The sequence below is a fragment of the Streptomyces sp. NPDC020747 genome (genome assembly GCF_044334695.1).
In the GTDB taxonomy this organism is placed as follows: domain Bacteria; phylum Actinomycetota; class Actinomycetes; order Streptomycetales; family Streptomycetaceae; genus Streptomyces.
On sequence record NZ_JBIRTJ010000009.1, the window covers coordinates 199,649 to 225,508 of the forward strand.

Sequence of the window (25,860 nt, forward strand, 5' to 3'; positions counted from 1 at the left end):
CCGCTCACGGTGTGGCCTCGCTGCTCCGCGAGGCGTTGTCCGGCGAGGCGGTGGCGGAGGGAGAAGGTGAAGGTGATGGAGAGGCGGAGGCTGAGGTGTCGGCCGCGGCATCCGCCTCGGCGGACTCCCGGCGGACCGTGACGACGCGCTGGATCAGCGTGACGACACTGCCGACGGCGACGATCCACAGCGCGATGGGCAGCAGGATCTCGATACCGGGCACGCCGAAAGTCTTGTGGAAGCCCGCCAGACCGGCCGCAACCAACGAGATCACCAGGCGCTCGGCGCGCTCGACGAGGCCGTTGACGGCGACGGGCAGTCCGATCGACTCGCCGCGGGCCTTGGTGTACGAGACCACCTGGCCGCTGGCCAGGCAGAAGATCGAGACGGCGCACAGGACGTTGTCGTCGCCCCCGCCCGCGTACCAGAGTGCGAATCCGCCGAAGATCGCGCTGTCGGCGACCCGGTCGAGCGTCGAGTCGAGGAAGGCGCCCCAGCGGCTGGAGCGGCCCAGCTGGCGGGCCATGTTGCCGTCGACCATGTCCGAGAACACGAACAGCGTGATGACGATCGTGCCCCAGAAGAGCTCTCCCCGGGGGAAGAAGACCAGCGCGCCCGCCATCACTCCGGCCGTGCCCAGGATGGTGACCGTGTCGGGGCTTACCCCCCGGCGGATGAGAAACGCGGCGAACGGTGTGAGGACACGCGTGAAGAATGCACGCGCGTACTTGTTCAGCATGGCCTTCCCGAGGGTCGGTGTGGCCGCGCGGCCCCTGCTGGCCACCGGCTGGCCCATCGTAGCCACGCGTGCGCTTGTGCGACGGTCGGGCACCCGCGCCCCGGGTCACGTCCTGATGACATCCGTGGGACGGCGCGATCGCGTCCGTTGTATGGACGCACCGTGACACGAGTGCAAAGCTCGAAGACACCGCGGGCGTCATCGGAGCCGCCACCGCACGCGGCGCCGCGCGTCCGCGCCCACAGTGACCTCACCGTGCACGGGAGGCAAGGCCATGGGCGACAAGGCGAACGCACACCCCGGAGCCGCCGGCAGGGCTACGGCGGCCGACCACCCCGCGTCCGTACGGAATGTGGTGCTGGTCGGCCACTCCGGATCGGGCAAGACGACTCTGGTGGAGGCTCTCGCGCTGACGGCGGGGGCGGTGAACAGGGCGGGCCGTGTGGAGGACGGCGGCACCGTCTCCGACTACGACGAGATCGAGCACCGGCAGCAACGCTCGGTACAGCTCTCCCTGGTACCCGTCGACTGGGACGGATACAAGATCAATATTCTCGACACACCTGGATACGCCGATTTCGTCGGCGAGTTGAGGGCCGGTCTGCGAGCGGCGGACGCGGCCCTTTTCGTCGTCTCGGCCTCGGACGGGGTGGACGGCTCGACGCGCATGGTGTGGGAGGAGTGCGCGGCGGTCGGTATGCCGCGGGCCATCGTGATCACGCACCTGGAGTCGGCCAGGGCGGACTTCGACCAGATGACGCGGACCTGCGCGGAGGCCTTCGGGGCCGACGACCCGGACGCCGTACTGCCGCTGTACCTGCCGCTGCACGGCCCGCAGGGTCCCGACGGGCACGCTCACGTGACGGGACTGACCGGGCTGCTGTCGCAGCGGTTGTTCGACTACTCCTCCGGGGAGCGCAAGGAGTCCGAGCCGGGCCCCGAGCAGCTGCCGCTCATCGAGGAGGCCCGCAACCGGCTGATCGAGGGGATCATCGCCGAGAGCGAGGACGAGACCCTCATGGACCGCTACCTCGGCGGCGAGGAACTCGACTTCACGACACTCGTGCAGGACCTGGAACGGGCCGTCGCGCGCGGGATCTTCTTCCCGGTGCTGGCCGCCGCGCCCGCCGCCGAGGGAGCCAAACAGGGCCTCGGCACGGTGGAGCTCCTTGAGCTGATCACCGGGGGTTTCCCGACCCCGCTGGAGCGCGAGGCCCCGACGGTCACCACCCCGGACGGCAGGGCACGCCAGGTGAAGGCCTGCGACCCCGACGGGCCGCTGGTCGCCGAGGTCGTGAAGACCGCGTCCGACCCGTACGTCGGCCGGGTGTCGATGGTCCGCGTGTTCTCCGGGACGCTGCGCCCCGACGAGACGGTGCACGTCTCCGGACACGGGCTCGCCGACCGCGGCCACGAGGACCACGACGTCGACGAGCGCATCGGCGCCCTGTCGGCGCCGTTCGGCAAGCAGCAGCGCGTCCTCACGCACGCCATCGCGGGCGACCTCGCCTGCGTGGCCAAGCTGAGCCGCGCCGAGACCGGCGACACGCTCTCCTCCAAGGACGACCCGCTGCTCATGGAGCCGTGGGAGATGCCCGACCCGCTGCTGCCCCTCGCCATCCAGGCGCACAGCAAGGCGGACGAGGACAAGCTGTCGCAGGGCCTGGGCCGGCTGGTCGCCGAGGACCCGACGATGCGGCTCGAACAGAACCAGGACACCCACCAGGTCGTCCTGTGGTGTCTGGGCGAGGCTCACGCGGACGTCGCCCTGGAACGGCTGCGCAGCCGCTACGGCGTCCAGGTCGATGTCGTACCGCACAAGGTCTCCCTTCGGGAGACGTTCGCCGACAGGTCGGCCGGGCGCGGCCGTCATGTGAAGCAGTCGGGCGGGCACGGGCAGTACGCGATCTGCGCGATCGAGGTGGAGCCGCTGCCCGGGGGCTCCGGCATCGAGTTCGTCGACAAGGTCGTCGGCGGGGCCGTGCCCCGGCAGTTCATCCCGTCCGTCGAGAAGGGCGTGCGCGCGCAGGCCGCCAGGGGCGTGGCCGCGGGCTACGCCCTGATCGACATCCGGATCACGCTGCTCGACGGCAAGGCGCACTCGGTGGACTCCTCGGACGCCGCGTTCCAGACGGCGGGAGCGCTCGCCCTGCGGGAGGCCGCGGTCGACGCCCGGATCCATCTTCTGGAGCCGGTCGCCGAGGTGACGGTCCTGGTCGGCGACGAGTACGTGGGCGCGGTGATGAGCGACCTGTCGGGGCGGCGCGGTCGCGTCGTCGGCACCGAGCAGGCCGGCGGCAACCGCACGCGCGTACGGGCCGAGGTCCCCGAGATCGAGATCGGGCGGTACGGGGTGGACCTGCGGTCCCTCTCGCACGGCACCGCGCGCTTCCACCGCACATACGCCCGACACGAGCCGATGCCGGCACAGTTGGCGGAGAAGATCCGCGAACAGGCGCAGGGAAATCCCTAGTTGGGACACGGGTCGACAGCCCCTCCGGGTCGGCGGGCAGCTTGGGCTGTCCGCCGACGGATGTCGGTCCCGGCGGATACTCTGAGAACCTGATCAAGACGATGACCTGATCAACAGGTGTGCGGAGCACGGAAGTCGGGAAAAGCCGCAGGAGCGGAGCACGGCGGCGATGGGGGCGGCAGTGGCGGACGACGGATTCGATTTCAGGCCCGGAGCGCAGGTCCCGCTCTCTGGTGCCGCGGGCCAGACAGCGGCGACGTTCGCCCTGGCCTCGGCGGCGTACCGGGACAACGAGATCGGGGAGATCCTCAAAGCCAACAACGACCGGCACAAGTCGACGGTCAAGGAGGGCAAGCTCAAGCTCTTCGTGCCCAACCTCGGCGAGGCGTTCTCGCGGGCCGTGCACGACCGGATGCTGGGCAGCGGCCGGAGCGCGCTCATCCAGTCGTTCGGCACCGAACCGCAGGTCGTCGTCGAGCACTGCCTGGCCGCGAACCGCATCCGCAGGGAGCGCGACAACTGGCTGACGGCGGTGACGGTGCTGTGCGGGCTGATCTTCCTGCCCGGGCTCATCGCCTGGCTGCTGGTCTTCCAGATCCGCACGATGATCGCCAAGCGTGAGGACAAGCGCGCCTCCGCCCTCGCGACCACCCTCCTCATCGCCTTCGGCGCGCTCGCCGTGGTCTTCCTGCTCCGGCTGCCGTTCGGCGGCTTCTGGGCCTGGTACGCACGCGCGGCGATCGTCATGCCGGTCGTCGGCTGGTTCTGGGCCCAGCAGATCTGCGAGCGCACGGCCAAGGACCTGCGCGCCCGATGGGAGGGCCTGCTGTCGGGCGGCGGCGTGGGCGCCAAGATCCCCGAGGCGGTGCCCGGCAGCCCCGGCGAGACGGCGGCGGAGTCGCTCCGCCAGAACCTGGCCAAGCTGAGCGCCGAGCAGCAGTCCAACTCCGTCTTCTACGCGGGCCCCAAGGGCATACTCGGCATGGGCACACGCTGGGGCAGCTGGCAGCTCGCCGAGGATCTGGTGCCGCTCGACGAGAGCAAGGAGATCCACCCCTTCCGCAGCTGGGACGTCATCCGGTCGATCCACGACCAACTGCGCATGCTGGAGCGCGGCCCGCTCAACACCGGCGGCTTCCCGCGCCCCTCGATAAAGCACTGGGTGGTCACCCCGATCGGGGAGAACGCGGGTTCGGTGTCCCGGCCGGGCGGCACGGACGTGGACGCGTACCAGGTGAAGAACCACGCCATCCAGGACATCTGCAACAAGCAGCAGTTCGGCAGCGGCGACCGGCACTACCTCGGGATCCAGTGGACGCTCTGGGACGGCCAGTTGGTCATCACCATGCTGATCACGGTGACCGTGCTGCACGAGACCCTGCGCATCGAGGTCACCGGCCACGCGCTCGGGCCCGTGCACACGCTGTTCACGACCAAGCCCTCGGCGAAGACGAAGCCGATCGCCAAGCCCTTCAAGCCCTGGGAGACCCGCGCGAAGAAGCTGCCCCTCGTCGAAACGGACGAGGTGGTGCGCCTCGCGGTGCGCGCCCCGATCACCTGGTACCCGCCGCTGCTCAACTGGCTCGGCGGCAGCCTCGCGCTCCCGGAGCCGTTCGGTCTGCGGCACGCGTGGGCCGATCAGCCCTGGCGGCACCGCTTCATGGCCGACGACGCGCTGCGGGCCGCCACACCCGTGCTGCGTGTGGTGCACGCGGCGTCCATCAAGGTCCTCAAGGAGAACGGCGTCGACACCGAGAAGTTCGGCAACCGCTCGTCGTTCCTGAGCACGGCGATCCAGGACGCGTCGCCCAGGAAGGCGGACGTGTACGACGCGTGAGCCCCCGGCGGTTCGGCGGACGTGCGGGTGGGCGGTTCGTGCGGGTCGTTGAGGCCGGTGCGTCGTGGATCGTGCGGTCGTGAAGATCGTGCGGGCCGTGGGGGTTGACCGCGCGGTTCTCCGCGCCCCTTACGGGGCGGGGATCAGGCCGTCGGCCAGGCCTCCGCGAGCATCTTCCGTGTGTCCGCGAGCAGTTGGGGCAGCACTCGTGTGTGCCCGACCACCGGCATGAAGTTGGTGTCGCCGCCCCAGCGGGGCACGAGGTGCTGATGCAGGTGCGCGGCGATACCGGCGCCCGCGACCGTGCCCTGGTTCATCCCGATGTTGAACCCGTGCGCGCCGGAGGCGGCCCGCAGCGCGGTCATCGCCTGCTTGGTCAGCTCGCCGAGCTCGGCGGTCTCCGCCACGGTCAGGTCGGTGTAGTCCGCGACGTGCCGGTAGGGCACGACCATCAGGTGCCCGCCGTTGTACGGGTACAGGTTGAGCACCGCGTAGACCTGCTCGCCACGCTTGATGACGAGGCCGTCCTCGTCGGACTTGGCCGGGATCGAGCAGAACGGGCAGCCGTCGTCGGCCCCGGGACCGGTGGGCTTGTTCTCGCCCTGGATGTACGCCATCCGGTGGGGCGTCCACAGGCGCTGGAACGCGTCCTGTGTGCCGACTCCGATCTGCTGCTCCGGCTCACTCGTCATGTGGTGCAGCATATGGCTTCGCCCGTTCGCGGCGTGTCGCCGGGTACCACGTGAAAGGGCCTCCGGCCAAGCTGAGCCGATGGACGACGACAGCCGCACGGCCCGCTGGGAGCACCGCGCCGAGGTCCCGCTCGCGCTGGCCTCGATGCTCTTTCTCACGGCGTACGCGATCCATGTCCTCGCCCACGGCCTGCCCGGCCCGTGGCGGGACGTGTGTCTCGCGGTGACCCTGGCGAGCTGGGCGGTGTTCGCCGTCGACTACGCCGTGCACCGGCGGCTGAGCGGCCAGGGCCACCGCTTCGTACGGACGCACTGGCTGGACACGGTCGTCCTGGCCCTGCCCCTGCTGCGTCCGGTGCGCGTGGTCAGGGTCTACGAGGCGGTCCAGCGCCGGCGGGGACGCCCGCGGCTCTCGCTGCACGCGCGCGTGATCACGTACGCGGGTCTCTCGGTGTCCCTGCTCGGCTTCGCGGGCGCGCTCGCCGTGTGCCAGCAGGAGCCCGCGGCGCCGGGCGCGACGATCCGTACCTTCGGGGACGCGGTGTGGTGGACCTCCTCCACGCTCGCGACCGTGGGATACGGCGACGTGACCCCCGTGACGGCGGCCGGACGCGTGATCGCGGTGGGCCTGATGGCCTGCGGGCCGGCGCTGCTCGGCACGGTGACGGGGTCGTTCTCGGCGTGGCTGCTGCAGGTGTTCTCCAGCGAGGACGAACGCCGGGCAGCGGCCCCCGTGCCGGACGAACGCCCCGCCGCCCCCCTCATGAACCGCGGGAGGCCCCGGAGAGCTGAGCTCTCCGGGGGCCTCCGGGCGCCTTCAGGACCGTACGGCCGGGCGCTCGCGTACGGGGATGGGACCCGCCTGCGCGATCAGACCTGCACCCGCTCCTCGACCACCTTCGCGATCTTCGCGATGGCCTCGTCGAGCGGGATGCCGTTCTCCTGGGAGCCGTCGCGGTAGCGGAAGGAGACGGAGCCGCCCGCCATGTCCTCGTCGCCCGCGATGACCATGAAGGGCACCTTCTGCTTCTGGGCGTTGCGGATCTTCTTCTGCATACGGTCGGAGGACGAGTCGACCTCGACCCGCAGGCCCTGCTTCTTCGCCTCGGCGGCGAACTTCTGCAGGTAGTCCACGTGCGCGTCGCCGATCGGGATGCCGACCGCCTGGACGGGCGCCAGCCACGCCGGGAACGCGCCCGCGTAGTGCTCAAGAAGGACCGCGAAGAAGCGCTCGATCGACCCGAACAGAGCGCGGTGGATCATCACCGGCCGCTGCTTGGTGCCGTCGGGGCCCGTGTACTCCAGGTCGAAGCGCTCCGGCAGGTTGAAGTCGAGCTGGACGGTCGACATCTGCCAGGTCCGGCCGATCGCGTCCTTGGTCTGGACGGAGATCTTCGGCCCGTAGAACGCGGCGCCGCCCGGGTCCGGGACCAGCGGGAGGCCCTGCTTCTCGGCCACCTGCCGCAGCGTCTCGGTGGCCTCCTCCCAGATCTCGTCGGAGCCGACGAACTTCTCCGGGTCCTTGGTGGACAGCTCCAGGTAGAAGTCGGTCAGGCCGTAGTCCCGCAGCAGGCCGAGGACGAAGGTGAGCGTCTTGTCGAGCTCCTCCGCCATCTGCTCCTTGGTGCAGTAGATGTGCGCGTCGTCCTGCGTGAAGCCCCGGGCACGGGTCAGACCGTGCACGACGCCCGACTTCTCGTACCGGTACACGGTCCCGAACTCGAAGAGGCGCAGCGGCAGTTCACGGTAGGAGCGGCCGCGCGCGTCGAAGATCAGGTTGTGCATCGGGCAGTTCATGGGCTTGAGGTAGTAGTCCACGCCCTCGTCGAGCTGCATGGGCGGGTACATGCCGTCGGCGTACCAGTCCAGGTGCCCGGACGTCTCGAAGAGCTTCCCCTTCGTCGCGTGGGGGGTGTAGACGAACTCGTAGCCCTCTTCCTCGTGGCGGCGCCGCGAGTAGTCCTCCATGACCCGGCGGACGACGCCGCCCTTGGGGTGGAAGACGGCGAGGCCGGAGCCGATCTGCTCCGGGATGGAGAACAGGTCCAGCTCGCTGCCGAGCTTGCGGTGGTCGCGCTTCTCGGCCTCGGCGAGGAACTCCAGGTGCGCCTTCAGCTCGTCCTTCGACGGCCACGCGGTGCCGTAGATGCGCTGGAGCATCGGGTTCTTCTCGCTGCCCCGCCAGTACGCGGCGGCGTTGCGCATCAGCTTGAACGCCGGGATGTTCCGGGTGGTCGGCAGGTGGGGACCGCGGCAGAGGTCCTTCCAGCACAGGTCGCCGGTCTTGGCGTCGAGGTTGTCGTAGATGGTGAGTTCGCCGGCACCGACCTCGACGTCCGCGCCGTCGTCGGTCGAGGCGGAGCCCTTGATCCCGATCAGTTCGAGCTTGTACGGCTCCGAAGCGAGCTCCTCGCGAGCCGCCTCGTCGGTGACCACACGACGGGAGAACCTCTGCCCCCGCTTCTGGATCTCCTGCATCTTCTTCTCGACGGCCTTGAGATCCTCGGGCGTGAAGGGCTTCTCCACGTCGAAGTCGTAGTAGAAACCGTCCTTGACCGGCGGGCCGATACCCAGCTTGGCCTCGGGGAACAGCTCCTGCACGGCCTGCGCCATGACGTGCGCTGCGGAGTGGCGCAGGATGTTGAGACCGTCCTCGGAGGAGATCTCCACGCTCTCGACGGTCTCGCCGTCCTTCACCTCGTACGCGAGGTCCTTGAGCTCGCCCGCCACGCGGGCCGCGACGATGGTGCGCTCACCGGCGAAGAGCTCGGCCGCCGTAGTGCCCGTCGTCACCACGCGCTCTTCCCGCTCGGAATCGCGTTGGATGATCACACGGACGTCTGACACCGGACTCTCCTGACTGAAGACACTTACAGGCATTGCACTGCCATGCCTGCGGCGATCCTACCGAGCCCTGGGTGCCCCTCGCGAAACGGTTCCCTCTCCCCCCGCCCTCCCCTCGTCCCACGCGCGCGGACGCCTCCGCGAGGAACGAGTCAGTCCCCGCCGCACGCCTCCTCGAAGAAGGCCGCGATCTCGGCGGTCTCCTGCAGCGACTTCATCAGCCGGTCCCGCTCCGCCTCGTCGACCTGCACGGGTGTCACTCCGGCCGCCCCGGTCAGCCGCCGGAATCCGCCCCGGCTCTCCAGCCGCCCGTGCACCCGCACCGGCAGCCCGACCAGATGGGCGTGCCCCGCGATCCGGTACGCCTCCTCGTCGAGCGTCATCCGTACGTGCGGGACCTCGGCCCCGGCGATGACCCGCAGCCGTACGCTCCCGTCGCCGCGCGGCCCCGACCTGCGCATCCGCACCACGGCGCCGGTGATACGCACGGGCACGGAGGGCTCCTCGCGCAGATAACGGGCGCCGGCCTCGCGGAGTGCGGGCAGGTCGCCGGGCGAGAACTCGACGGGTTCGGCGGGCGTCGCGCATCCCTCGGGCACACCGGCGGCGGGCGCCCACTCGACGGCGATCCGGGCGCCCTCGGTGCCGCGCACCAGGGACGCCAGCGCCTCCGTGAGCTCATGGCTCACGCCCGCCTCGACGGCCCCGTCGAACGCGTCCATGCCACCGGTCGCGCGCTTGTAGTCGATGGCCTCGCGGGCCGCGTACAACGCCTGGTGGAGGCGGACGGCGAGCGGCCGGCCGGTGGCGACCGGGACGAAGGCGGTGAGCCGGCGGCCGCCGGGGGCGGCTCCGACGAGCACGTTCTCCAGGGAGGAGGCGGCGGGCCTGCGGTGGCGGGCGCCGTAGTAACCGGCACGCGCACGCGCCGCGAGGGCGCCCGCGAGAAGCATCCGCCGTGCCGCCGAACGCAGTTGCTCCTCCACTGTCCAGGGCGAGACGCCGGCGGGACCCGTCGGTACATCGCGCCACCAGCGGATCTCGTCGCTGGGCACGGCGAGGCCGACCAGGACGTCACGGGCGGAGGGCGAGGCGCTGCGGGACAGCGCGACGAGGGCTTCGGCGAGCAGGTCCTCGCTGTCGGGGAAGGCCCGGCTCTCCGGCACCAGCAGGCTGGTGGCGGAGCCGCCGGGCCCTGGTGGGGTCCAGCGGCCGTACCGTCCGGGGGCTCCGCCGCGGCGCTGCCAGCCGTGCCGGTGCAGGAGCGCGCCGAGGACGGCCGGGTCGACCTGGTCGGGCGGGGGTTGCTGGTCCCACAGGCCCGGGGTCTCGACGGGGTGGGGCCTGACGGGGCGTAGCGGCTCGTCTGTTGGGCGGTGCGTCACGGTCTGCCTCCCGTTCCGACCCGCGTCATGATCTCGCAGAGCGCGCGGTCGTCGAAGACGCGAGAGGTCGGAATCCGCACGGTGGTCCTGCGCCGGCCGGTGATCCGGTGTCCGGCGAGGTTGATCCAGTAGCAGCAGTGCCGCAGATCGAGGCGGTCGTGGCCGGCGCGCAGCCAGTCGTCCTGTGATCTGGGCACGAGCATCACGACCAGTATCTTGTGCACCGAGACCGGGGTGCGGGCCAGCTTCTCCAGGTGGGCGTTGTCGAGCGTGAAGGAGAAGGCGGGGCCCGGGGGGTTCGGCGGGATCTGGTACGTGCACTTGAGCTGCACCTTGATGGTGACTTCGTCGTCGACCGTGTGCCCGGGGGCGCTGTGGCTGACGTGCCAGTCGATGCCGTTGTCCGGAAAGGGCTGGGACAGGGAACAGCCCGCGGCCGCCGCGACCGCGTGAAGATAACCGACCTGCAGTGTCTCCATGCATGCCGTGGTGGCCAGTGAGCCGCGATGCGGTGCCGTCCTCTGGGGCAGCAGCCCGCCCTGCTCGGGCTGCGCGAGCGCCATGTCCAACAGCCTTCCGAATCAGGTGAATCCCCGCTGCGGGTCGCTGAACTGCAAAGACCCGTACCTCTGTTGTCTCCTTCCGGCGTACGGCGCAAACAGCCCGGGTATCACAAAAAGGGCAGGGGACGGCGCGTCAACTGCCGAAGGTGAACGAGGAGTTGTGTGCGTATGACGTGCTGGTACGAGGGCCCTTTGACCGCGTTCGACACCGAGACGACGGGTGTGGACGTGGAGACCGACCGGATCGTGTCGGCCGCCGTCGTCGTCCAGGACGCTCCCGGAAGCCGCCCGCGCGTGCGCCGCTGGCTGGTCAATCCGGGAGTGCGGGTGCCCGAAGGGGCCACGGCGATACACGGGCTGACGGATGAGCATCTCCGGCTGAACGGCCGCTGGCCGTCGCCGGTGATGGACGAGATAGTCAGGGAACTGGCAGATCAGAGCGCGGCGGGACGCCCGCTCGTGGTGATGAACGCGCCCTTCGATCTGACGCTCCTGGACCGGGAGTTGCGCAGGCACCGGGCGTCCTCCCTGGACCACTGGTTCGAGACCGTGCCGTTGCGCGTCCTCGATCCGCGGGTCCTCGACAAACACCTGGACCGCTACCGCAAGGGCCGCCGCACGCTCACGGACCTCTGCGCGCACTACGGCGTGGAGCTGACGGGAGCGCACGACGCGGCGGCCGACGCACTGGCCTCACTGGAGGTCGTACGGGCGGTCGGGCGCCGTTTCGCGACACGTCTGGAGCGGCTCTCGGCGTCCGAGCTGCACACGCTGCAGGCCCTCTGGCACGCGGCCCAGGCGCGTGGCCTCCAGGCGTGGTTCGCGCGCAGCGGCACGGAGGAGGCGGTCGATCCGGCGTGGCCGCTGCGCCCCGAACTGTCGGCGGCGGCTTGAGCCGCATCCCGTCGGCGGCGAACCGGTAGCGAACCGACAGCGAACAAAAAAGCCGGTCCGTCTGTGACGGACCGGCCTTTCCCGGTGGGCGATACTGGGTTCGAACCAGTGACCTCTTCGGTGTGAACGAAGCGCTCTCCCACTGAGCTAATCGCCCGGGAACGCACCGAACAATACAGGTCTCCTCGCGTTTCCTTCAAACCGCTTCACGGTTCGCGCGAAGGGGCTCCTCGGAGGTACGCGACCAGCCCCTTCCGCCCGGCCCGCATCATCAGCGCGTGGTTGGCGCGGAACGCGGGCCGTCCGGGCACGGCGAACCGCCTCAGCAGCGGCTTGGTCACCTGGACCTCCTGGTCGTAGCGGGCGCGGGTGCCGGTCCCGTCGGCCGCGAGGGTCCACCGCGCCCAGCCGTCCACGTCGCCGGTCATCGCGATCTCCAGGACCCCGGCCGCCGGGTCGCGGCGCACCTCGCGCCCGGTGAACACCAGGTCGTACGGCAGCACCGAGCGGATGCGGACGACACCACTGATCGCGTCGAGGGGTGTCACCTCGCGCACCTGCGGCCACCAGCGCGGATAGCGTTCGGCGTCGGCCAGCGCGTCGTAGACCTCGCCGAGCGGGGCGGCGACCGTCCACAGGCTGCGGAAGCGGTAATGCGTCCAGTCCATGCGCTTCATGGTCCGAGTCTGCCGGTCCGCAGCCCGGTCGGGGAGAAACCCGCACGTCCACACCCCGAAGTTTCCCGATCTGAGTACGTCCTGAGTACGTGCGCTCATGCCGTACGGCGTGACCCGGACCACACTCCGAAGCATGACGAACATTCCGCCACCGGCCGAGGAGTTGCGGATCCTCGACCACGAGCTGCGGCAACTGGACGCGCGCAGGGCCCAACTGCTGGCCCGTCGGTCCTGGCTGCTCGGTGTGCTCCGGTCGGCCGAGGCACAGGCCCCGGCCTGGGGTCCGGCCCGAGCCGGGGCGCCGGCCATCTGGTCGGCACCTGTATCCAGCCCCCGGCGCCCGGAGGCCACGGCTCCCGGTGTACAGAACGTGCTGCTCGTGCTCGGCGGGGTCCTGCTGACCGTCGCGGCGATCGCGTTCACGCTGGTCAGCTGGGGGAACTTGGGCATCGCCGGTCGGGCGGCGGTCCTCGGCGCGGTCACCTTCGCCGCGCTCGCCGCCCCCGTGCCACTGCTGAAGCGCGGGCTCCGCTCGACGGCCGAGTCGGTGGCGGGCCTCGGCCTGGTACTGACGGTGCTCGACGCCTACGCCCTGCACGAGGTCGCCCTCGCGGACGTGGACGGCACCGGGTACGCGGCCGCCGCGACCGCGCTCCTGGCCGTGCTGTGGGCGGCGTACGGGCGCTCGCTCGGCGCCCTGCGTCTGCCGCTCCCGGCGGCGATGGCGACGGCTCAACTCCCGCTGCTGCTCTGGGTGGTGGCGGCCGGTGCGGGACATCACACGATCACGGCGGCGCTGCTGGTGACGGCCGCGTTCGACACGGTCGTGGCCCTCTCGGTGTCCGTGCGGTCCGTACGTGTCGTCGCTGTCGTCGGCGCGTACGGGACGGGTGCCTGGGGTGTCCTGGCGGCCGGCTGGCTCTCGTGGGAGGCCACCGGTCCGAGCGCCGCCGCCCGTGCGGCGGCGCTCCTCGCCCTCGCCGCGGCGATCGCGCTGGGGGCCGCGTGGCGTGCCCCCACCGCGCAGGCCGCCCCCGGTCTCTCCTTGACCGGCGGCCTGATCACCGTCGCCGCGGCGGGCGGCGTGCTCCGCTCGGTGCTGCCCGACGCGTGGACCGTTCCGGGCTATCTGTTGTGCGGCGTCGCGTTGTTGGCCGTACGCGGCACCTGGCTGCCGGAGTCCGTACGCCGTGGCCTGCTGTGGTCCTCCGCCGGTGTGCAGGCCCTCGCCGTGGCATGGGCCCTGCCCCTCGTCACCGTGGTTCTGGTGGGCCCGGCCGGCTGGGCGGAACGCGTGTGGTCCGGTGCGCCTTCTGACGCCCGGGACGCGGTGGCGGTCTCCACTCCGTGGCCGTCGAACACGGAAACGGCTCCGCTGGTGCTGGCCGCGGTCGCGGCGGTCCTGGCCCTGGCGTTCCGGGGCGGGCCGCACCGGTCCGTCGCCCTGAGCGGGGCGCTCGGTCTGGCCTGGGCCGCTCTCCTCCTCCTGCCCGCCACCCTGGAACTCCCTTACGCGGCAGGCCTATTGGTGCCGGGCGCGATCACCGCTGCCGCCCTGACGGCCGCGGCATACAGCCGTCACGCACACGTGGCCGACAACGAGCCCGCACGTCCAGCAGGAGCCCCGGCCCACACCCGCCCCTCCCCCATCACCCTGACCACCCTCGGTCTGGCGCTCGTCACCTCTCTCCACCTCGTCGCACTCTCCCTGGCCGCCGAAGCCGCCACGCTCGCCGTCCTCGGGGGTCTGGCCGCCCTGTTCGCTGCGGTCGCCGTCCGGTGGAAGCACGAGATCCGGGCGGTCTCGGCCGCCGCGTCCCTCGCGTACGCCGCCGCGCTGGCCTGTGCCACGGGCGCGTCGCTGGACTGGCAGCCGCACCACATCGCGCTGCTCGTGCTGGTGGTGCCGGCCACGGCCGCGCTGCTCGCGGCCCGGCTCAAGGACGCGACACCCACACGGTCCGTCGAGATCACGGGAGCCGTCGCCGCGCTGTTGGCGATCGACCTCGCGGCCATGGAACCACCCGTGCTCGCACTCGTGTTGGCCCTGTGCGGCGTGATCGCCGCGGGCACGGCGGTCCGGTCGGACCGCAGGCAGGTCGGCTACGCGGCGGCGGCCCTGTTCGTGCTGGCCACCTGGGTCCGGCTGGCGTCCTGGGAGGTCGGCTCGCCCGAGGCGTACACCCTGCCGGTGACCGTGCCCGCGCTGGTCGTCGGGTTCGTCCGCAGGCGGCGGGACCCGGAGACCTCGTCCTGGACGGCCTACGGGCCCGGCCTGTCGGTGACCCTGCTGCCGAGCCTGCTCGCGGCATGGGGCGACCTCGACTGGCCGCGCCCGCTGCTGCTCGGCACGGCGGCACTCCTGGTCACCCTCGTCGGCACCCGGCAACGCCTCCAGGCCCTGCTCGTCCTCGGCGGCGGCACCCTCGCCCTGGTCGCCCTCCACGAACTGGCCCCGTACATCGCCCAGGCGATGGGCGCGGTACCTCGCTGGGTACCTCCGGCGCTGGCCGGTCTGCTGTTGCTCGCCCTGGGCGCCACATACGAACAGCGCCTACGCGACGCCCGCCGAGTCCGAGAGGTCCTGGGCAGGATGCGCTGACACAGGCGTGCCCCCAAAGGGGCGCGGGGAACTGCGCGCCCGGCCACAACCGGCCACGCAGCCGAACCCCGCGCCCCCAGTGGAACGTCACGGCATCTTGTCGCCCACCAACGCCAGATTCTGAATAGCCGCCAACCCGTACAACGCCGTCGTGTTGGTGGAAACCCACGGCGCCTCACGTCCCGAAACCAAGCCGGTCGGCCCGTCGACCTCCTTCGTGGACCAGTCCGTCGACTCCTTGTAGTCCCATGCGTCGGCACTGTTGTAGAACTGCCGCCACGCCCGCGCGGCCAGCGCGTCGTCGCCCAACTGGACGGCGGCGTACGCGTCCTGGCGCGCGTGTCCCTGGAAGAGCAGCAGGGAGCCGAAGTCGGAGCCGTAGCGGGCCTTCTGCTCGGCCTTCGTGGCGTTGAAGTAGCGGCAGTAGTCGAGCCATGCCTCCTTGAACTCCGGCATGTCGATCTGGTCGAGGAGTTCGGCGTTCAGCTCGACCAGGCCGAACATCGCCGAGAGGTGCGAGACGCCGACCACGGCCTTGTCCGCGACGGCGAACTTCCCGGTGTCCAGGTCGTACAGGGCACTGCCCTGGACGAACCCGTTGGGCTGGGCGGCGATGGTCTCCATCGTCGACAGGACCCGCGCCTTGGCCTTCTCCCACTTGGGCCCGCGCCGCTCCCACTCGGTGAGCCAGGCGGAGACCAGCCCGCTCCAGTCGGTGCCGAAGCCGATGGAGAGCGCGTTGCGGTCCGGCTCGTACGGCTCGGTGCGGATCTTGCGGATGGGGTCGAGGACGAGGAACGTCTCGTCGGAGTCGACGTTGGCGTGCATCAGGTCGCCGACGCGCTCGTCCGCCGTGAGGAAGTAGTAATAGCGCCGGTAGGTCGTGTTGGCGATGCGCTGCTGCTTGGCGCTGTCCGCGTAGTGCTGGACGCCGTGGCGGGTGCCGAGGCCCGCCCACTTGCCGAGGTGGTAGACGTCGACCTCGCCGGTGTGCCGGGTCATGGCCTCGGCGAACCGGAAGATGTCGGCGCGGCCGGAACGCATGTACGCGAACCAGAGCCACAGGTCGGGCGAGAGCTCGGAGTTGTCCCAGGCGTAGCCGCCGACGTCGTAGCACCACTGGTGCCGGCTCGGGTCGTAGCTGTGCATGATGTCGCCGTAGTCCCAGAAGCCGTACCAACGGCGCATCTCCACCTGGTCCTTGTAATAGGTGAAGAGGAAGTCGAGGTGGTCCTCGATCTTCGCCTTGGCCGCGGTGGTGCGGTCCGGCTCGGAGAACAGCCCGCCGAAGACGCCCGCCTTGATGAGGTGCCTGGGCGGGGCGACGAGCTGCGCCGGCGTGCGGACGGCGTCCACCTGCTCGGCCATCGCCTCGGCGCTCGGCGTCGACTCGTGGGCCCAGAAGAGGAGTTCGCTGGTGCGGGCGATGCCGTAGGGCGTGCCGAACTCGGGCTCGTAGTCCTCGTAGGTGATGTTGAGGCCTTCGAGCTGTTCGGGGTACGTGTCCTGGCCCATGCCGTCGTGGTAGAAGCGCAGGTCCATGGGCTGTGCCTCGGGCGACCAGAGCCACATGGTGACCTCGGCCTCGTCGGTCTGCGCGTTGCGGATGTCGAGCTGGGCGGGGAACTTCTCCCAGAAGTCCCGCAGCCCGAAGGCCAGTCCACCGCTCGCGCCGCCGACGTACCCGAAGCCGCTCGCCCGCCGGCCGCCGCCCGCACCGATCCAGCCGTGCCCCTTCTTGGTGCGCTTGCGCACTCCGAAGCCGTCGGCGGAGAGCTGGGAGAGGGTGTAGTCGCCCCACTCGGGGATGTACTGGAGCCGGGTGGTGACCCGCTGGTCCCAGGTCGACGGATCGGGCAGCTTCTTGCCCTCGAACTGGGCCGTCCGCACGGCCGTGCCCGGGTCCCGGCGCAGACCGGTGATGCCCTTGACTGCCTCGCGCAGCAGACCGGTGCCCTCGCCGCCGATACGGATGTGCCGGTCGTACGCGGCGTCGCGCATCGGCACCTTGAACCGGACGCCGATACCGCGGATGAAGTCACCGCTGGCCTTGCCCGGTTCCTGGGTGCCGTCGAAGGTGATCGTGTGCACCATGCGGAACGACTCGGCGCCCGCGTAGAAGTAGAGCCGGACCGAGAAGGGCAGCCAACTCCGGCTGCCCTTGCGGTGCTTGCCGTCGATACGGATGACGGCACGGAGGGGCCCGTCCTGCTCGACCTCCACCTCCGCGATGGCGCTCTCGAACCGCTCGTACTTCTCCGCGCCCTGGTCGCCGTCCTCGATCTCGGGCTGCCGCAGCAGTACGAGACGGCCGTCCTTGGCGATCTCCGTCGAGCCGCGCAGCACGGACTTCACCAGCGTGGAACCGCTCTTGCCGATCCTCGCGGTGATGACACCGGTCGACACATCGATAGTGCCGCCGCGCTTGTCGACGGTCACCTTCTTCGCGGGCGCGGCGGGCGACCCCGCGGCGAGCGTGAGCTTGCCGCTCCCCGCCCCCGGTCCGACCGCGTGCGCCGTCCACTTCAGCGAGCCGTCCGGCCAGTAGCCGATCGGCCAGGACTGGACGGGCACCTCCTTGCCGTCGCCGTCGGTCAGCGCGAACGTCTGCTCCTTCTCGTACGCGCCCTTCGGCCAGGGCACGCCCACGGTCGAGCCGGGGGCGGCGCCGAGGCCGCCGTCCTCCAGCCAGTCCAGGGTCACCGGGTCCGCGTCGGCGGCCTCGGCTCTCGGCGCGGCCTGAGCGTCCTGGGCGCCCAGGGCCCAGCTGAACTGGGCGGCGGCTCCGGCGACGGCTGCCGCCTTGAGGAGGGACCTACGGGGGATGGGAGACATGAGATGCAGCCATTCCTTTCCGTGCGGGGAAGTCAGGGGCATGACAGACGCAGGCGCGGCGCCGGACGCCGACCTTGTGTACCTGTACGCGTGATGGGTGCTGTTGGACGGTTTGCTCAGCGGTGTCGGCCGCGCTCCTCCACGGCGACGGCCGCCGCCGCGACGGCCCCCAGCACGGGGACCGCCAGCGGCAGGACGAACCAGGCGGAGCAGGCCACCACGGCCACTCCGCCGACCAGCAGGAACGACCCGGCGGGGTCGAGGACGGTGCGGCGTCCGGCGGCCCCGAGCAGCTCCCGCCAGGAGGCGCCGGGTTCCCAGACCGCCGCCGCGCGCAGCCCGGCGACGACCAGCCCGATCAGGGCGAACAGACCGACGGCCCCGACGACCGGACCGCCCGGAATCCCGGCACGCACGGCCTGGACGTCCACCCACACCGCGAGGGCCGCGGCCCACCCGGCGAGTCCCGCGATCCACCCGCGGCGCAGGGCCGCCCGGTAGTCCGCGACGAACTCCCGCCAGCCGCCGCCCAGATGGGCCGTACGCCGTCGAAGGTGCCGGGATCCGGCGGCGAACGCGGCAGGATAGGTGACCACGGGCAGCGAGGCCACCGCGATCCACACCCCGGTGAGCAGACACTCGGCGAACAGCGCGAACCGCTCGGCGAACGCCGGCTCATGCCTGGGAACGGCGCCCGTACGGGCCTTCGTGCGCGTCTGGGTCATGACCGGCTCAGCCCTTCAGCCCGGAGGTCGCCATGCCGTCGATCAGGTACCGCTGGAAGGCGAGGAAGAAGGCCAGCACGGGCAGCAGCGCCACCAGCGACATGGCGATCATTCCGCCGTAGTTGGCGACACCCTCCTGGTCGCGGAACATCATCATGCCCAGCGAGACGGTGTACTTGCCGGGCTCGTTGAGGTAGATCAGCGGGCCCATGAAGTCGTTCCAGGCGTTGATGAAGGTGAAGATCGCGCTGGTGATGAGCGCCGGACGGCAGAGCGGCAGCACGATCGACCAGTAGATCCGCAGATGCCCGCAGCCGTCGAGCCGTGCCGCCTCGTCCAGTTCCTTCGGCAGGTTCCGCATGAACTGCACCATGAGGAAGACGAAGAACGCCTCGGTGGCCAGGTACTTGCCGATCAGCAGCGGTACATAGGTGTTGATGAGCTCCATCTTCTGGAACATCACGTACTGCGGGATGAGCAGCACGTGGTACGGCAGCAGCAGCGTGCCGATCATCAGCGAGAACATCAGGTTGCGCCCGGCGAACCGGATGCGCGCGAAGGCGTACGCCGTCAGCGAGCAGGAGATCAGGATGCCGACGACGGAGCCGAGCGCGTAGAAGAGGGAGTTCTCGAAGAACGTGGCGATCGAGATGTCCGCGATGCCGTCGGCGAGCCCCTTGAAGTTCTGGAGTATCGGGCTGGTCGGGAAGAGCTGCAGGCTGCCGATGATCTCCCGGCTGGGCTTGAACGAGGCGCCGAGGACCCAGATGACGGGGTAGAGGACGACCGCGAGGACCAGCAGGGCGCCGAGGTGCCAGGCGAGCGACCCGGTCCGCTTTCGCCCGAGGTCCAGCGACTTGCGCGGGGCGGCCGGGGTCGGACTCGGGCTCGTGGTCGGAGTCGTGGTGGTGCTCATCGGGAGGCCTCCTCGTAGTGCACCCACCGCTTCTGGGACCAGAAGAGGACCGCCGTCACCAGCGCCACGGCGAGCAGCAGCATCCAGGCCATCGCGGAGGCGAAGCCCATCTGGGCCTCCTTGAAGCCCTTCTGGTACAGGTAACAGGTGTAGACGAGCGTGGAGTCGGCCGGTCCGCAGCTGGTGTTGGAGACGACGTACGCCGAACCGAAGATCTGGAACGAGTGGATGGTCTCCAGCAGCACGTTGAAGAACAGCACCGGAGAAATCATCGGCAGGGTGATGCTCCAGAACCGCTTGAACGGCCCGGCGCCGTCCACCTCGGCCGCCTCGTACAACTCCTTCGGGACCTGCTTGAGCCCGGCGAGGAAGATCACCATGGGCGCCCCGAACTGCCAGACCGTGAGCGCCACCAGGCTGTAGAGCACCCAGTCCGGGTCCCCGACCCAGCCGCCCACGTCCCACCCGAAGAACGACTGCGTACGGTCCACTACGGCGTCGTCGGAGAAGAGCGCGCGCCACACGAAGCCGACGGACACGCTCGCGCCGATCAGCGACGGGGCGTAGAACGCCGCCCGGTAGAAGGCCTGCCCGCGCCGGCTCTGCGCGAGCAGCAGGGCGACACCGAGGGCGAGCAGCAGCTTCAGCGGGGTGCCGATGACGACGTACTTCGCCGTCACCTCCACCGACTTCTGCCACCGCGGATCGTCGAACATCCTGGTGAAGTTGTCGAAGCCGATCCACTGCGGGGAGTCGAAGAGGTTGTAGTCGGTGAACGCGAAATAGAGCGAGGCGGCCATGGGCCCCGCGGTCAGCAGCAGAAAGCCCGCGATCCACGGGGACATGAACAGGTAGCCGGCCAGATTTTCCCGGCGGCCCCGCCGCCTGACGGCGGCGGGGCGAGCGGGACGCTTCTCCGGGGCATCCGGCGGAGAGTCCTTGATGAGCGTCGTCACTGCTGTTCCCATCAGGCGGCGAGCGCGGACTCGGCCTCGGAGAAGAACTGCTTCACCGCGTCGGAGACCTTGGTCTTGCCCTGGGACATGTCGGCGGCGATACGCAGGAAGGCCGCTTCGACGGTGTCGGCGCCGGCCGGGTGCGGGGTGATGGTCCCGAGGACTCCGGCCGCGGCGACGTCCTCCTCGTACTTCGCGATCGCCTGGTTCGGGGCGTCGGTCGGCTTGTACGCGTCGAACTGCTCGGTGCTGGCGAGGATGCCGCGGTCGTAGCCCATGATCTTGCCGACCTCGGGGTCGTGGACCATGAAGTCGATGAACTGGGCGACCTCCTTCGGGTGCTTGGTCCGGGCGAAGCCGCTCAGCATGAGCGAGGAGAGGTACTGCCCGGTCTCCTTGCCGTCGGTCGTCGGGATCGGCGCGAGCCCGTATGTGCTCTCGCCCTCCGTGGTGTAGCGCACGGTGAAGTTGTCCCAGGTGAACTCGGAGGCCGCGTCACCGGCGGCCAAGGAGGACTTGGGCTTGTTCTGCTCAACCTTCTTCGGGTCGGTGATGATCCCGGCCTTGACGCGGTTGTAGGCGTCCGTCCACCACTCCGTCAGGTCGGCCTCCTCGAAGCCGAGACTGTCCTTCGTGAAGAACGCCTTGCCGTTCTGCCGGAGATAGAGGTCGTAGAGGTACATGATCCCGAAGTAGCCGGTGTCTCCGGACACCTTCTGCTTGTTACGGATCTTTTCGAGGGCGTCGAAGTACTCGTCCCAGGTCCAGCCCTGCTTGGGCTTGATTCCGACTGCCGCGAAGACCTTCTCGTCAATGACCAACGACATGGTGTTGGAGCCGACGGGTATACCGAGCAGCTTTCCGTCCACCTCGCCGACCTTCTCGACTCCGGCGCGGAAGTTCTCAAGGCTCAGATTTCCCGCGTCCACTTGGGACTTGAGATCGAGGAGAACACTTCTCTTGTCGTACTTCCGCAGGAATGCGACAGCGTTCTGGAATACGTCCGGCGGATTTCCACCGGCGGCCTGGGTCTGGAACTTCTCCCAAAAGGCCACGTAATCCTGGAAGTCCGTCTTCACCTTGATCTTCGGGTACTTCTTCTCGAAGAGCGCGATGGTCTGGTTGATCCGCTTGGCCCGCTCCTCCGCACCCCACCAGGCGAAGCGGATCTCGACGGTCCCGTCGCCCGATCCGCCACTGTCTCCCCCGCAGGCCGTCGTCGTGGCCAGCCCCAGCGTGGCCAGCGACGCGCCAGCCGTCTTGAGGACCGTCCGCCTCTGAACACTCCCGTTGTCTCCCACAGTCGGGCCTCCCCGCGACGTAGCCGTCCGCTGTCATGAATCGTTTCAAGTAAGCGCTTGCTGGCACAAGGTACGGAGGGTCTTAGCGGGCGTCAATGATTCGGACAGGAATCGGCGTGAACGGGGTCGCTGGCGCGACGGCCTGAACTGGGGTGATTTGGCCGGAGTGTTGGGTTGGGTCGCTGGTGGGGTGGGGTCGGTCGGGTGGTCGAACGGGGGTTGGCGGGCTGGATTGGGGAGGGGGTGGGGTGAACGGTGGGGGTGGGGAGGGGAGTTGGTGGGGTGACGGGGAGTGATGGGGGCGATGGAGGGGGTGATGGAGAGGTGCCGAGGGTGGGAGTGGGGGCCGGGGCGGTGGTGGAGGTGGCTGGTGACCTGTCGGGGGTGGCTGATACCAGGGTGCTCGGGGGCTGCTGGGGGGGGTGGCTGTTGTGGGGCGGTGGGCTTGAAACAGGCACGTTGCCGAGGTGGAAGCCGTGGGCTCGATCAGGCACGTTGTTGAGGTGGGGGCGGTGGGCTTGATCAGGCACGTTGTTGAGGTGTGAGCGGTGAGCTTGATCAGGCACGTTGCCCAGGAGTGGACGGGGGCTAGAGCCGGGACGTTGCTGAGGTGGGAGACGGGGGGGCTGGAGCAGGCACGTTGCCGAGATGGGGGCGGCTTGTGTGGTCCTTCAGGTGCCGGTTCGTTGTGGCTGGTCGCGCAGTTCCCCGCGCCCCTGATGGGGCTTGGTGTGGGGCGGGGCGCCAGGAGTGTGTGTGGGTGGGGACAGCGGGGCGGCTTGGGTTGGTTGTGCGTACACCGGGGGCAGGGAATCACGGTGCCCGAAGCGCGGGAAGTATCCGCGCGATGGCTACACGGTCGCCCTCAGCCTGAGCGAGACGGAGGCCGGTCTCGAGGAACTCGCGTGGCCTGACGCCTACTCTGATCCCCGGGAAACCCTGGGTAGGTATCCGTTCCAGGGAACCCCGACCGGGCGTCCAATCCGCGGAAACCATGACCCGGCGCGTCCACTCGGAGAGGCTCAGCCCCAGCCCCCACTCCATGAAACAGCAGGTCGGCACCCTCGCCGGGAAGCCCAGGATCGGCGTCCGCTCCGCGGCACCTCAGCCGGGCGCCCTCTCCGAGAAGCCGGGGGCCGGCGCCATTCCGCGGGATCGCAGTTGGACACCTTCCCCAAGAGGCCCCAGCCAGTGCCCGCCACGGGGAACCCGGACACGCATCCGCCGGGGGGGAATCCACGTAGGCGTCCGCCCTGGGAAACGAGGGAAGGCGCCCCCCGCCAGCCGCAAACCGGAACGCCCAGTCCGGCCGGACCCGCACCGCACCGCACCTGACATGCAGCAGCGGGCCCCTCGACACCCGACGAACGCCGGCCGAAACGGCGATTGGCGGCTCGGTCCACAGAACTCGTGGACCAGGCCGCCAATCGATGTGGTGGGCGATACTGGGATCGAACCAGTGACCTCTTCGGTGTGAACGAAGCGCTCTCCCGCTGAGCTAATCGCCCGGGCGCACGGAGAAGATTACCCCATGTCAGGGGGTGCCTCCGACCGCCTTCGAAGGATGCGGAGGGCTGCTACTCCTTGATCTTCCACGGCATCTCGAAGCCGAACTTCCAGACGTAGATCCCGACCAGCACCGCGATGATCACCAGCCCGATGGACGTCAGGATGATGTTGCGGCGTCGCACCTTGGGATCGAGGGCCTTCTGCGTCGCCTCGGTGACCTTGCGCTTCGTCCAGCGGAGCACGAGCTGCGCCCAGACGAACTCGGTCGCCCAGATCGCCATGCCGCCGAAGATCACCAGCCAGCCCGGTCCGGGCAACGGCAGCATGATCACGCCGGCCACGACGACCGCGAGACCCACGACGAACACGCCCACCTGCCAGCTCAGGTGCAGGGCCCGTCGCGCCTTGATGAATTCCGGCGCACGGGATCCGAGCGCCGGCTCGCTCTTCGTTCCGTCGGCCGCCGCGACGGCCTCCTCCGTTTCGTCACTCCCCGTATTCATACGGCCAAACCCTACCCGACGGAAACCGGTCACCGGAATGGTGGTAGTCCGCGAACGAGCACTCGGCCGGATGAGGTACCTAAAGACACGCAAAACACTCAGAGGGGTTTACAACGGCACCGTAGGTGGCATGTCGATTTCGCCGACGTGCGAATCCCCGAGCGCACACTGAGCGAAAGGCCCTGGCGCTTATGAACACCACGGTCAGCTGCGAGCTGCACCTGCGCCTCGTTGTGTCGAGCGAGTCCTCACTGCCTGTTCCCGCAGGACTGCGGTATGACACGGCCGATCCCTACGCCGTGCACGCCACCTTCCACACCGGAGCCGAAGAGACCGTCGAGTGGGTGTTCGCCCGCGACCTTCTGGCCGAGGGCCTGCACCGGCCCACCGGCACCGGCGACGTCCGCGTCTGGCCGTCGCGCAGCCACGGTCAGGGCGTCGTGTGCATCGCCCTGAGCTCTCCGGAGGGAGAGGCACTGCTCGAGGCCCCGGCGCGGGCCCTGGAGTCGTTCCTGAAGCGAACAGACGCCGCCGTGCCCCCTGGCACGGAACACCGGCACTTCGATCTCGACACGGAGCTCTCGCACATCCTGGCCGAAAGCTAGGACGAGACTCCGCACCAAGCCGCCCGGCGCCGTCCACTCGGGGAGACGGCTCGGGCTCAGACAACCGCATATGGCGCATGCACAGGCGCCGCCACCATGGATGTTCATGGTGGCGGCGCCTGTGCATGTGTCTGTACGTGAGCCTGCCCATGCGCCTGCTCACGCGTCCGTGGCGGTTCGGCGCGGATGGCGCCCGCCCGCGCCCGAGGGCCGCCCGCCGGGACGGAGCCGGTCCCCCGGGTCGGTAAGCGGCTAGCATCGGCCAGCATCGGCGGGCGGCTGCCCGACCCCCAGGCCAGGGAGCGAAATGTGCTGATCACCCACGACACCCGGTGCGCCCTCGACACCGTGGTCGATCTGGTGAACACCGCACCGGAGGACGACACGCCGGACGGGCTCGCGAACCTCCCGGCCCTGCACGATTTCGTACAGAACCACGAGATCAGCGATGTCGGCACCCTCTCCGAGCTCGATCTCTCGGCGGTGCGCAAGATCCGCGGGCGTTTCGCCGGGATCTTCGCGGCCCCGGATCCCCGGGCCGCCGCCACGCTCATCAACGAGCTGGTCGCCGCCGCGGGCACCACACCGCGTCTCACGGATCACGACGGCTACGACTGGCACGTGCACTACTTCGCGCCCGGCGCGTCCGTCGCCGACCATCTCGCCGCCGACTGCGGCATGGCCCTGGCGTTCTTCGTGGTGGCCGGCGAGCAGGAACGGCTGCGCCGCTGTGAGGCACCGGACTGCCGACGCGCCTTCGTCGACCTCTCCCGCAACCGCTCCCGCCGCTACTGCGACAGCCGCACCTGCGGGAACCGTCTGCATGTGGCCGCCTACCGGGCGCGTCGCAAGGAGGCGGCGGGCTGACGGAGTCCTCGGCGGGTGGCGCCAGGGACTCCGCGTACGGCTCAGAGCAGCAGCAGATCGTGCAGCGAAGCCATGAGCAGCAGACAGCCGATCACCGCAAGGAAGATCATCAGCGGTGGCTGGGAAAGCGCGAAGAGACAACCCCGCGGCTCCTCGGAAGGGGCAGCGGTGTCGCTCTGTGTTGTGTCCAGCATCTCGCGGCGATGATGGCGCAGCGGACTGGCCCTACGCGATCAACACGCCCGGATTATGGGGGAGTTAGCCGAAATCCGTGACACGGCGGTCCACGATCTGGGATAGGCGCCTGCCCGGCACGGGCACGCCGCGCGACCGCCCGCGTCACTGTGTCGTTTCAGAGCGCCGCATGCCGCGCCGCTTCACATGTGACGCCGCGCGGCGTCACATCAACTGCCGCTTCATATGCCGTGCTTCTTCAGGATGGCCTCGATGTCGCTGAAGTCCTCCCCCTGCCCGGCCTTGCGGGGCTTCGCGGCGGGGCGGGTCGCCGGGCGCGTGGCCGGTGCCGCACCGAGCGAGGGCGCCGAGGCCGCGGGGGCCACCGCCTCGCGCTGTGCGGCCCGGGCGGCGGCCTTGCGCTCCTTGCGGGTCCCGCCGGTGCGCCGCTCCACCGCGCGTGAGGTCATGAACAGCAGCCAGGCCCCGCCGAGCACTCCGAAGCCCGCCCACGCCATCGGGCTGAAGGCGGTCTCCGCCGCCCATTCGACGGCCCCGGTCATCACCAGACCTAGGGGGACCAGCGAGTACGCGGCGAGGCGGAGCGCCATGAGGAAACGCTTGCGGTACGCGGTGACCGCGGCGATGCCCAGGCCAGCCGCGGCGACAGCGGAACAGACGGTCTCGGCAATCATCCGGTCCTCCAGACATGGCTGGGGCGAGCAGGGTCAGATTCGTCCCTTCCATCCTGCACCGCCCGCTG

At 69.9% G+C, this 25,860-nt stretch carries 20 protein-coding genes, 2 tRNA genes and 1 pseudogene; 7 read left to right on the plus strand and 16 right to left on the minus strand.

Going from position 1 to position 25,860, the window contains the following annotated elements; translation table 11 throughout:
- Positions 1-4 precede the first annotated feature (4 nt).
- Positions 5-796: a phosphatidylinositol phosphate synthase gene (gene pgsA, locus ACH4YP_RS24100; protein WP_361067759.1), complete on the minus strand. Its 792-nt coding sequence runs from the start codon at positions 794-796 to the stop codon at positions 5-7.
- 217 nt (positions 797-1,013) lie between these two features.
- On the opposite strand from pgsA, the gene ACH4YP_RS24105 reads away from it, so the two are divergent.
- On the plus strand, positions 1,014-3,212 hold the full coding sequence (locus ACH4YP_RS24105) for an elongation factor G-like protein EF-G2 (RefSeq protein WP_398492394.1): 2,199 nt from the start codon (positions 1,014-1,016) through the stop codon (positions 3,210-3,212).
- Between the two features lie 169 nt (positions 3,213-3,381).
- Positions 3,382-5,049 (plus strand): hypothetical protein, encoded by a 1,668-nt coding sequence (locus ACH4YP_RS24110; RefSeq protein ID WP_398492396.1) that lies wholly within the window; start codon positions 3,382-3,384, stop codon positions 5,047-5,049.
- Positions 5,050-5,192: 143 nt separating this feature from the next.
- Here the strand turns inward: ACH4YP_RS24110 and ACH4YP_RS24115 are convergent, their stop codons facing one another.
- Entirely contained in the window at positions 5,193-5,753 is a 561-nt protein-coding gene (locus ACH4YP_RS24115) for an HIT domain-containing protein (RefSeq protein WP_327394906.1), read from the minus strand.
- A 67-nt stretch (positions 5,754-5,820) separates the two neighbouring features.
- Between ACH4YP_RS24115 and ACH4YP_RS24120 the strand changes: the two are divergent.
- Positions 5,821-6,462: pseudogene (locus tag ACH4YP_RS24120) on the plus strand (potassium channel family protein); the annotation flags it as partial.
- Between the two features lie 149 nt (positions 6,463-6,611).
- Here the strand turns inward: ACH4YP_RS24120 and thrS are convergent.
- The 3 genes from thrS to ACH4YP_RS24135 form a co-directional block, all read right to left on the minus strand.
- Positions 6,612-8,588 (minus strand): threonine--tRNA ligase, encoded by a 1,977-nt coding sequence (gene thrS, locus ACH4YP_RS24125; protein WP_361067743.1) that lies wholly within the window; start codon positions 8,586-8,588, stop codon positions 6,612-6,614.
- A gap of 149 nt (positions 8,589-8,737) precedes the next feature.
- Positions 8,738-9,970 carry a hypothetical protein gene (locus ACH4YP_RS24130; protein ID WP_398492398.1) on the minus strand — a complete coding sequence of 411 codons (1,233 nt, stop codon included), beginning with the start codon at positions 9,968-9,970 and terminating at the stop codon, positions 8,738-8,740.
- A complete protein-coding gene (locus tag ACH4YP_RS24135; protein ID WP_143635449.1) occupies positions 9,967-10,533 on the minus strand; it encodes a DUF4365 domain-containing protein in 567 nt (188 codons plus the stop codon). The genes ACH4YP_RS24130 and ACH4YP_RS24135 overlap by 4 nt, the downstream gene beginning before the upstream one ends.
- A 168-nt stretch (positions 10,534-10,701) precedes the next feature.
- On the opposite strand from ACH4YP_RS24135, the gene ACH4YP_RS24140 reads away from it, so the two are divergent.
- Positions 10,702-11,427: a 3'-5' exonuclease gene (locus ACH4YP_RS24140; RefSeq protein WP_361067751.1), complete on the plus strand. Its 726-nt coding sequence runs from the start codon at positions 10,702-10,704 to the stop codon at positions 11,425-11,427.
- Between the two features lie 85 nt (positions 11,428-11,512).
- On the opposite strand, the gene ACH4YP_RS24145 is transcribed toward ACH4YP_RS24140, so the two are convergent.
- Both ACH4YP_RS24145 and ACH4YP_RS24150 read right to left on the minus strand, forming a co-directional pair.
- Positions 11,513-11,584: transfer RNA gene (locus ACH4YP_RS24145), tRNA-Val, on the minus strand.
- A gap of 49 nt (positions 11,585-11,633) precedes the next feature.
- Complete coding sequence (locus tag ACH4YP_RS24150) at positions 11,634-12,095, minus strand: SRPBCC family protein (RefSeq protein WP_361067754.1); 462 nt, start codon at positions 12,093-12,095, stop codon at positions 11,634-11,636.
- A 106-nt stretch (positions 12,096-12,201) separates the two neighbouring features.
- Between ACH4YP_RS24150 and ACH4YP_RS24155 the strand changes: the two genes are divergently transcribed.
- Positions 12,202-14,706, plus strand: coding sequence for an SCO7613 C-terminal domain-containing membrane protein (locus ACH4YP_RS24155; protein ID WP_398492400.1), 2,505 nt, complete (start codon positions 12,202-12,204; stop codon positions 14,704-14,706).
- Between the two features lie 87 nt (positions 14,707-14,793).
- Here the strand turns inward: ACH4YP_RS24155 and ACH4YP_RS24160 are convergent, their stop codons facing one another.
- The 7 genes from ACH4YP_RS24160 to ACH4YP_RS24190 form a co-directional block, all read right to left on the minus strand.
- Entirely contained in the window at positions 14,794-17,541 is a 2,748-nt protein-coding gene (locus ACH4YP_RS24160; RefSeq protein WP_398492402.1) for a Tat pathway signal sequence domain protein, read from the minus strand.
- 116 nt (positions 17,542-17,657) lie between these two features.
- Positions 17,658-18,266 (minus strand): hypothetical protein, encoded by a 609-nt coding sequence (locus ACH4YP_RS24165; RefSeq protein WP_398492404.1) that lies wholly within the window; start codon positions 18,264-18,266, stop codon positions 17,658-17,660.
- 7 nt (positions 18,267-18,273) lie between these two features.
- Entirely contained in the window at positions 18,274-19,182 is a 909-nt protein-coding gene (locus ACH4YP_RS24170; RefSeq protein ID WP_398492406.1) for a carbohydrate ABC transporter permease, read from the minus strand.
- Positions 19,179-20,150: a carbohydrate ABC transporter permease gene (locus ACH4YP_RS24175; protein WP_398492408.1), complete on the minus strand. Its 972-nt coding sequence runs from the start codon at positions 20,148-20,150 to the stop codon at positions 19,179-19,181. Before ACH4YP_RS24175 ends, ACH4YP_RS24170 begins: the two co-directional genes overlap by 4 nt.
- Positions 20,150-21,439, minus strand: coding sequence for an ABC transporter substrate-binding protein (locus ACH4YP_RS24180; RefSeq protein WP_398492410.1), 1,290 nt, complete (start codon positions 21,437-21,439; stop codon positions 20,150-20,152). The genes ACH4YP_RS24175 and ACH4YP_RS24180 overlap by 1 nt, the downstream gene beginning before the upstream one ends.
- Positions 21,440-22,872: 1,433 nt before the next feature.
- Positions 22,873-22,947 (minus strand) — tRNA-Val (locus tag ACH4YP_RS24185).
- Between the two features lie 69 nt (positions 22,948-23,016).
- On the minus strand, positions 23,017-23,451 hold the full coding sequence (locus ACH4YP_RS24190; RefSeq protein ID WP_361067562.1) for a TIGR02611 family protein: 435 nt from the start codon (positions 23,449-23,451) through the stop codon (positions 23,017-23,019).
- Between the two features lie 191 nt (positions 23,452-23,642).
- Here ACH4YP_RS24190 and ACH4YP_RS24195 point away from each other — a divergent pair, with 191 nt between their 5' ends.
- Together ACH4YP_RS24195 and ACH4YP_RS24200 are read left to right on the plus strand one after the other, a co-directional pair.
- A complete protein-coding gene (locus tag ACH4YP_RS24195; RefSeq protein ID WP_003959770.1) occupies positions 23,643-24,056 on the plus strand; it encodes an SsgA family sporulation/cell division regulator in 414 nt (137 codons plus the stop codon).
- 309 nt (positions 24,057-24,365) lie between these two features.
- Complete coding sequence (locus ACH4YP_RS24200) at positions 24,366-24,923, plus strand: CGNR zinc finger domain-containing protein (protein ID WP_361067544.1); 558 nt, start codon at positions 24,366-24,368, stop codon at positions 24,921-24,923.
- A 41-nt stretch (positions 24,924-24,964) separates the two neighbouring features.
- On the opposite strand, the gene ACH4YP_RS24205 is transcribed toward ACH4YP_RS24200, so the two are convergent.
- Complete coding sequence (locus tag ACH4YP_RS24205) at positions 24,965-25,117, minus strand: hypothetical protein (RefSeq protein ID WP_169802000.1); 153 nt, start codon at positions 25,115-25,117, stop codon at positions 24,965-24,967.
- Positions 25,118-25,339: 222 nt separating this feature from the next.
- A complete protein-coding gene (locus tag ACH4YP_RS24210) occupies positions 25,340-25,792 on the minus strand; it encodes a hypothetical protein (RefSeq protein WP_361067541.1) in 453 nt (150 codons plus the stop codon).
- Positions 25,793-25,860 lie beyond the last annotated feature (68 nt).

Excerpts from the sequence above, each read along its gene's own strand:
- pgsA (WP_361067759.1), bottom strand. The coding sequence starts at position 796 with ATGGGCCAGCCGGTGGCCAGCAGGGGCCGCGCGGCCACACCGACCCTC.
- ACH4YP_RS24105 (WP_398492394.1), top strand. The coding sequence starts at position 1,014 with ATGGGCGACAAGGCGAACGCACACCCCGGAGCCGCCGGCAGGGCTACG.
- ACH4YP_RS24110 (WP_398492396.1), top strand. The coding sequence starts at position 3,382 with ATGGGGGCGGCAGTGGCGGACGACGGATTCGATTTCAGGCCCGGAGCG.
- ACH4YP_RS24115 (WP_327394906.1), bottom strand. The coding sequence starts at position 5,753 with ATGCTGCACCACATGACGAGTGAGCCGGAGCAGCAGATCGGAGTCGGC.
- ACH4YP_RS24135 (WP_143635449.1), bottom strand. The coding sequence starts at position 10,533 with ATGGCGCTCGCGCAGCCCGAGCAGGGCGGGCTGCTGCCCCAGAGGACG.
- ACH4YP_RS24140 (WP_361067751.1), top strand. The coding sequence starts at position 10,702 with ATGACGTGCTGGTACGAGGGCCCTTTGACCGCGTTCGACACCGAGACG.
- ACH4YP_RS24150 (WP_361067754.1), bottom strand. The coding sequence starts at position 12,095 with ATGGACTGGACGCATTACCGCTTCCGCAGCCTGTGGACGGTCGCCGCC.
- ACH4YP_RS24155 (WP_398492400.1), top strand. The coding sequence starts at position 12,202 with ATGCCGTACGGCGTGACCCGGACCACACTCCGAAGCATGACGAACATT.
- ACH4YP_RS24160 (WP_398492402.1), bottom strand. The coding sequence starts at position 17,541 with ATGTCTCCCATCCCCCGTAGGTCCCTCCTCAAGGCGGCAGCCGTCGCC.
- ACH4YP_RS24165 (WP_398492404.1), bottom strand. The coding sequence starts at position 18,266 with ATGACCCAGACGCGCACGAAGGCCCGTACGGGCGCCGTTCCCAGGCAT.
- ACH4YP_RS24170 (WP_398492406.1), bottom strand. The coding sequence starts at position 19,182 with ATGAGCACCACCACGACTCCGACCACGAGCCCGAGTCCGACCCCGGCC.
- ACH4YP_RS24175 (WP_398492408.1), bottom strand. The coding sequence starts at position 20,150 with ATGGGAACAGCAGTGACGACGCTCATCAAGGACTCTCCGCCGGATGCC.
- ACH4YP_RS24190 (WP_361067562.1), bottom strand. The coding sequence starts at position 23,451 with ATGAATACGGGGAGTGACGAAACGGAGGAGGCCGTCGCGGCGGCCGAC.
- ACH4YP_RS24195 (WP_003959770.1), top strand. The coding sequence starts at position 23,643 with ATGAACACCACGGTCAGCTGCGAGCTGCACCTGCGCCTCGTTGTGTCG.
- ACH4YP_RS24205 (WP_169802000.1), bottom strand. The coding sequence starts at position 25,117 with ATGCTGGACACAACACAGAGCGACACCGCTGCCCCTTCCGAGGAGCCG.
- ACH4YP_RS24210 (WP_361067541.1), bottom strand. The coding sequence starts at position 25,792 with ATGATTGCCGAGACCGTCTGTTCCGCTGTCGCCGCGGCTGGCCTGGGC.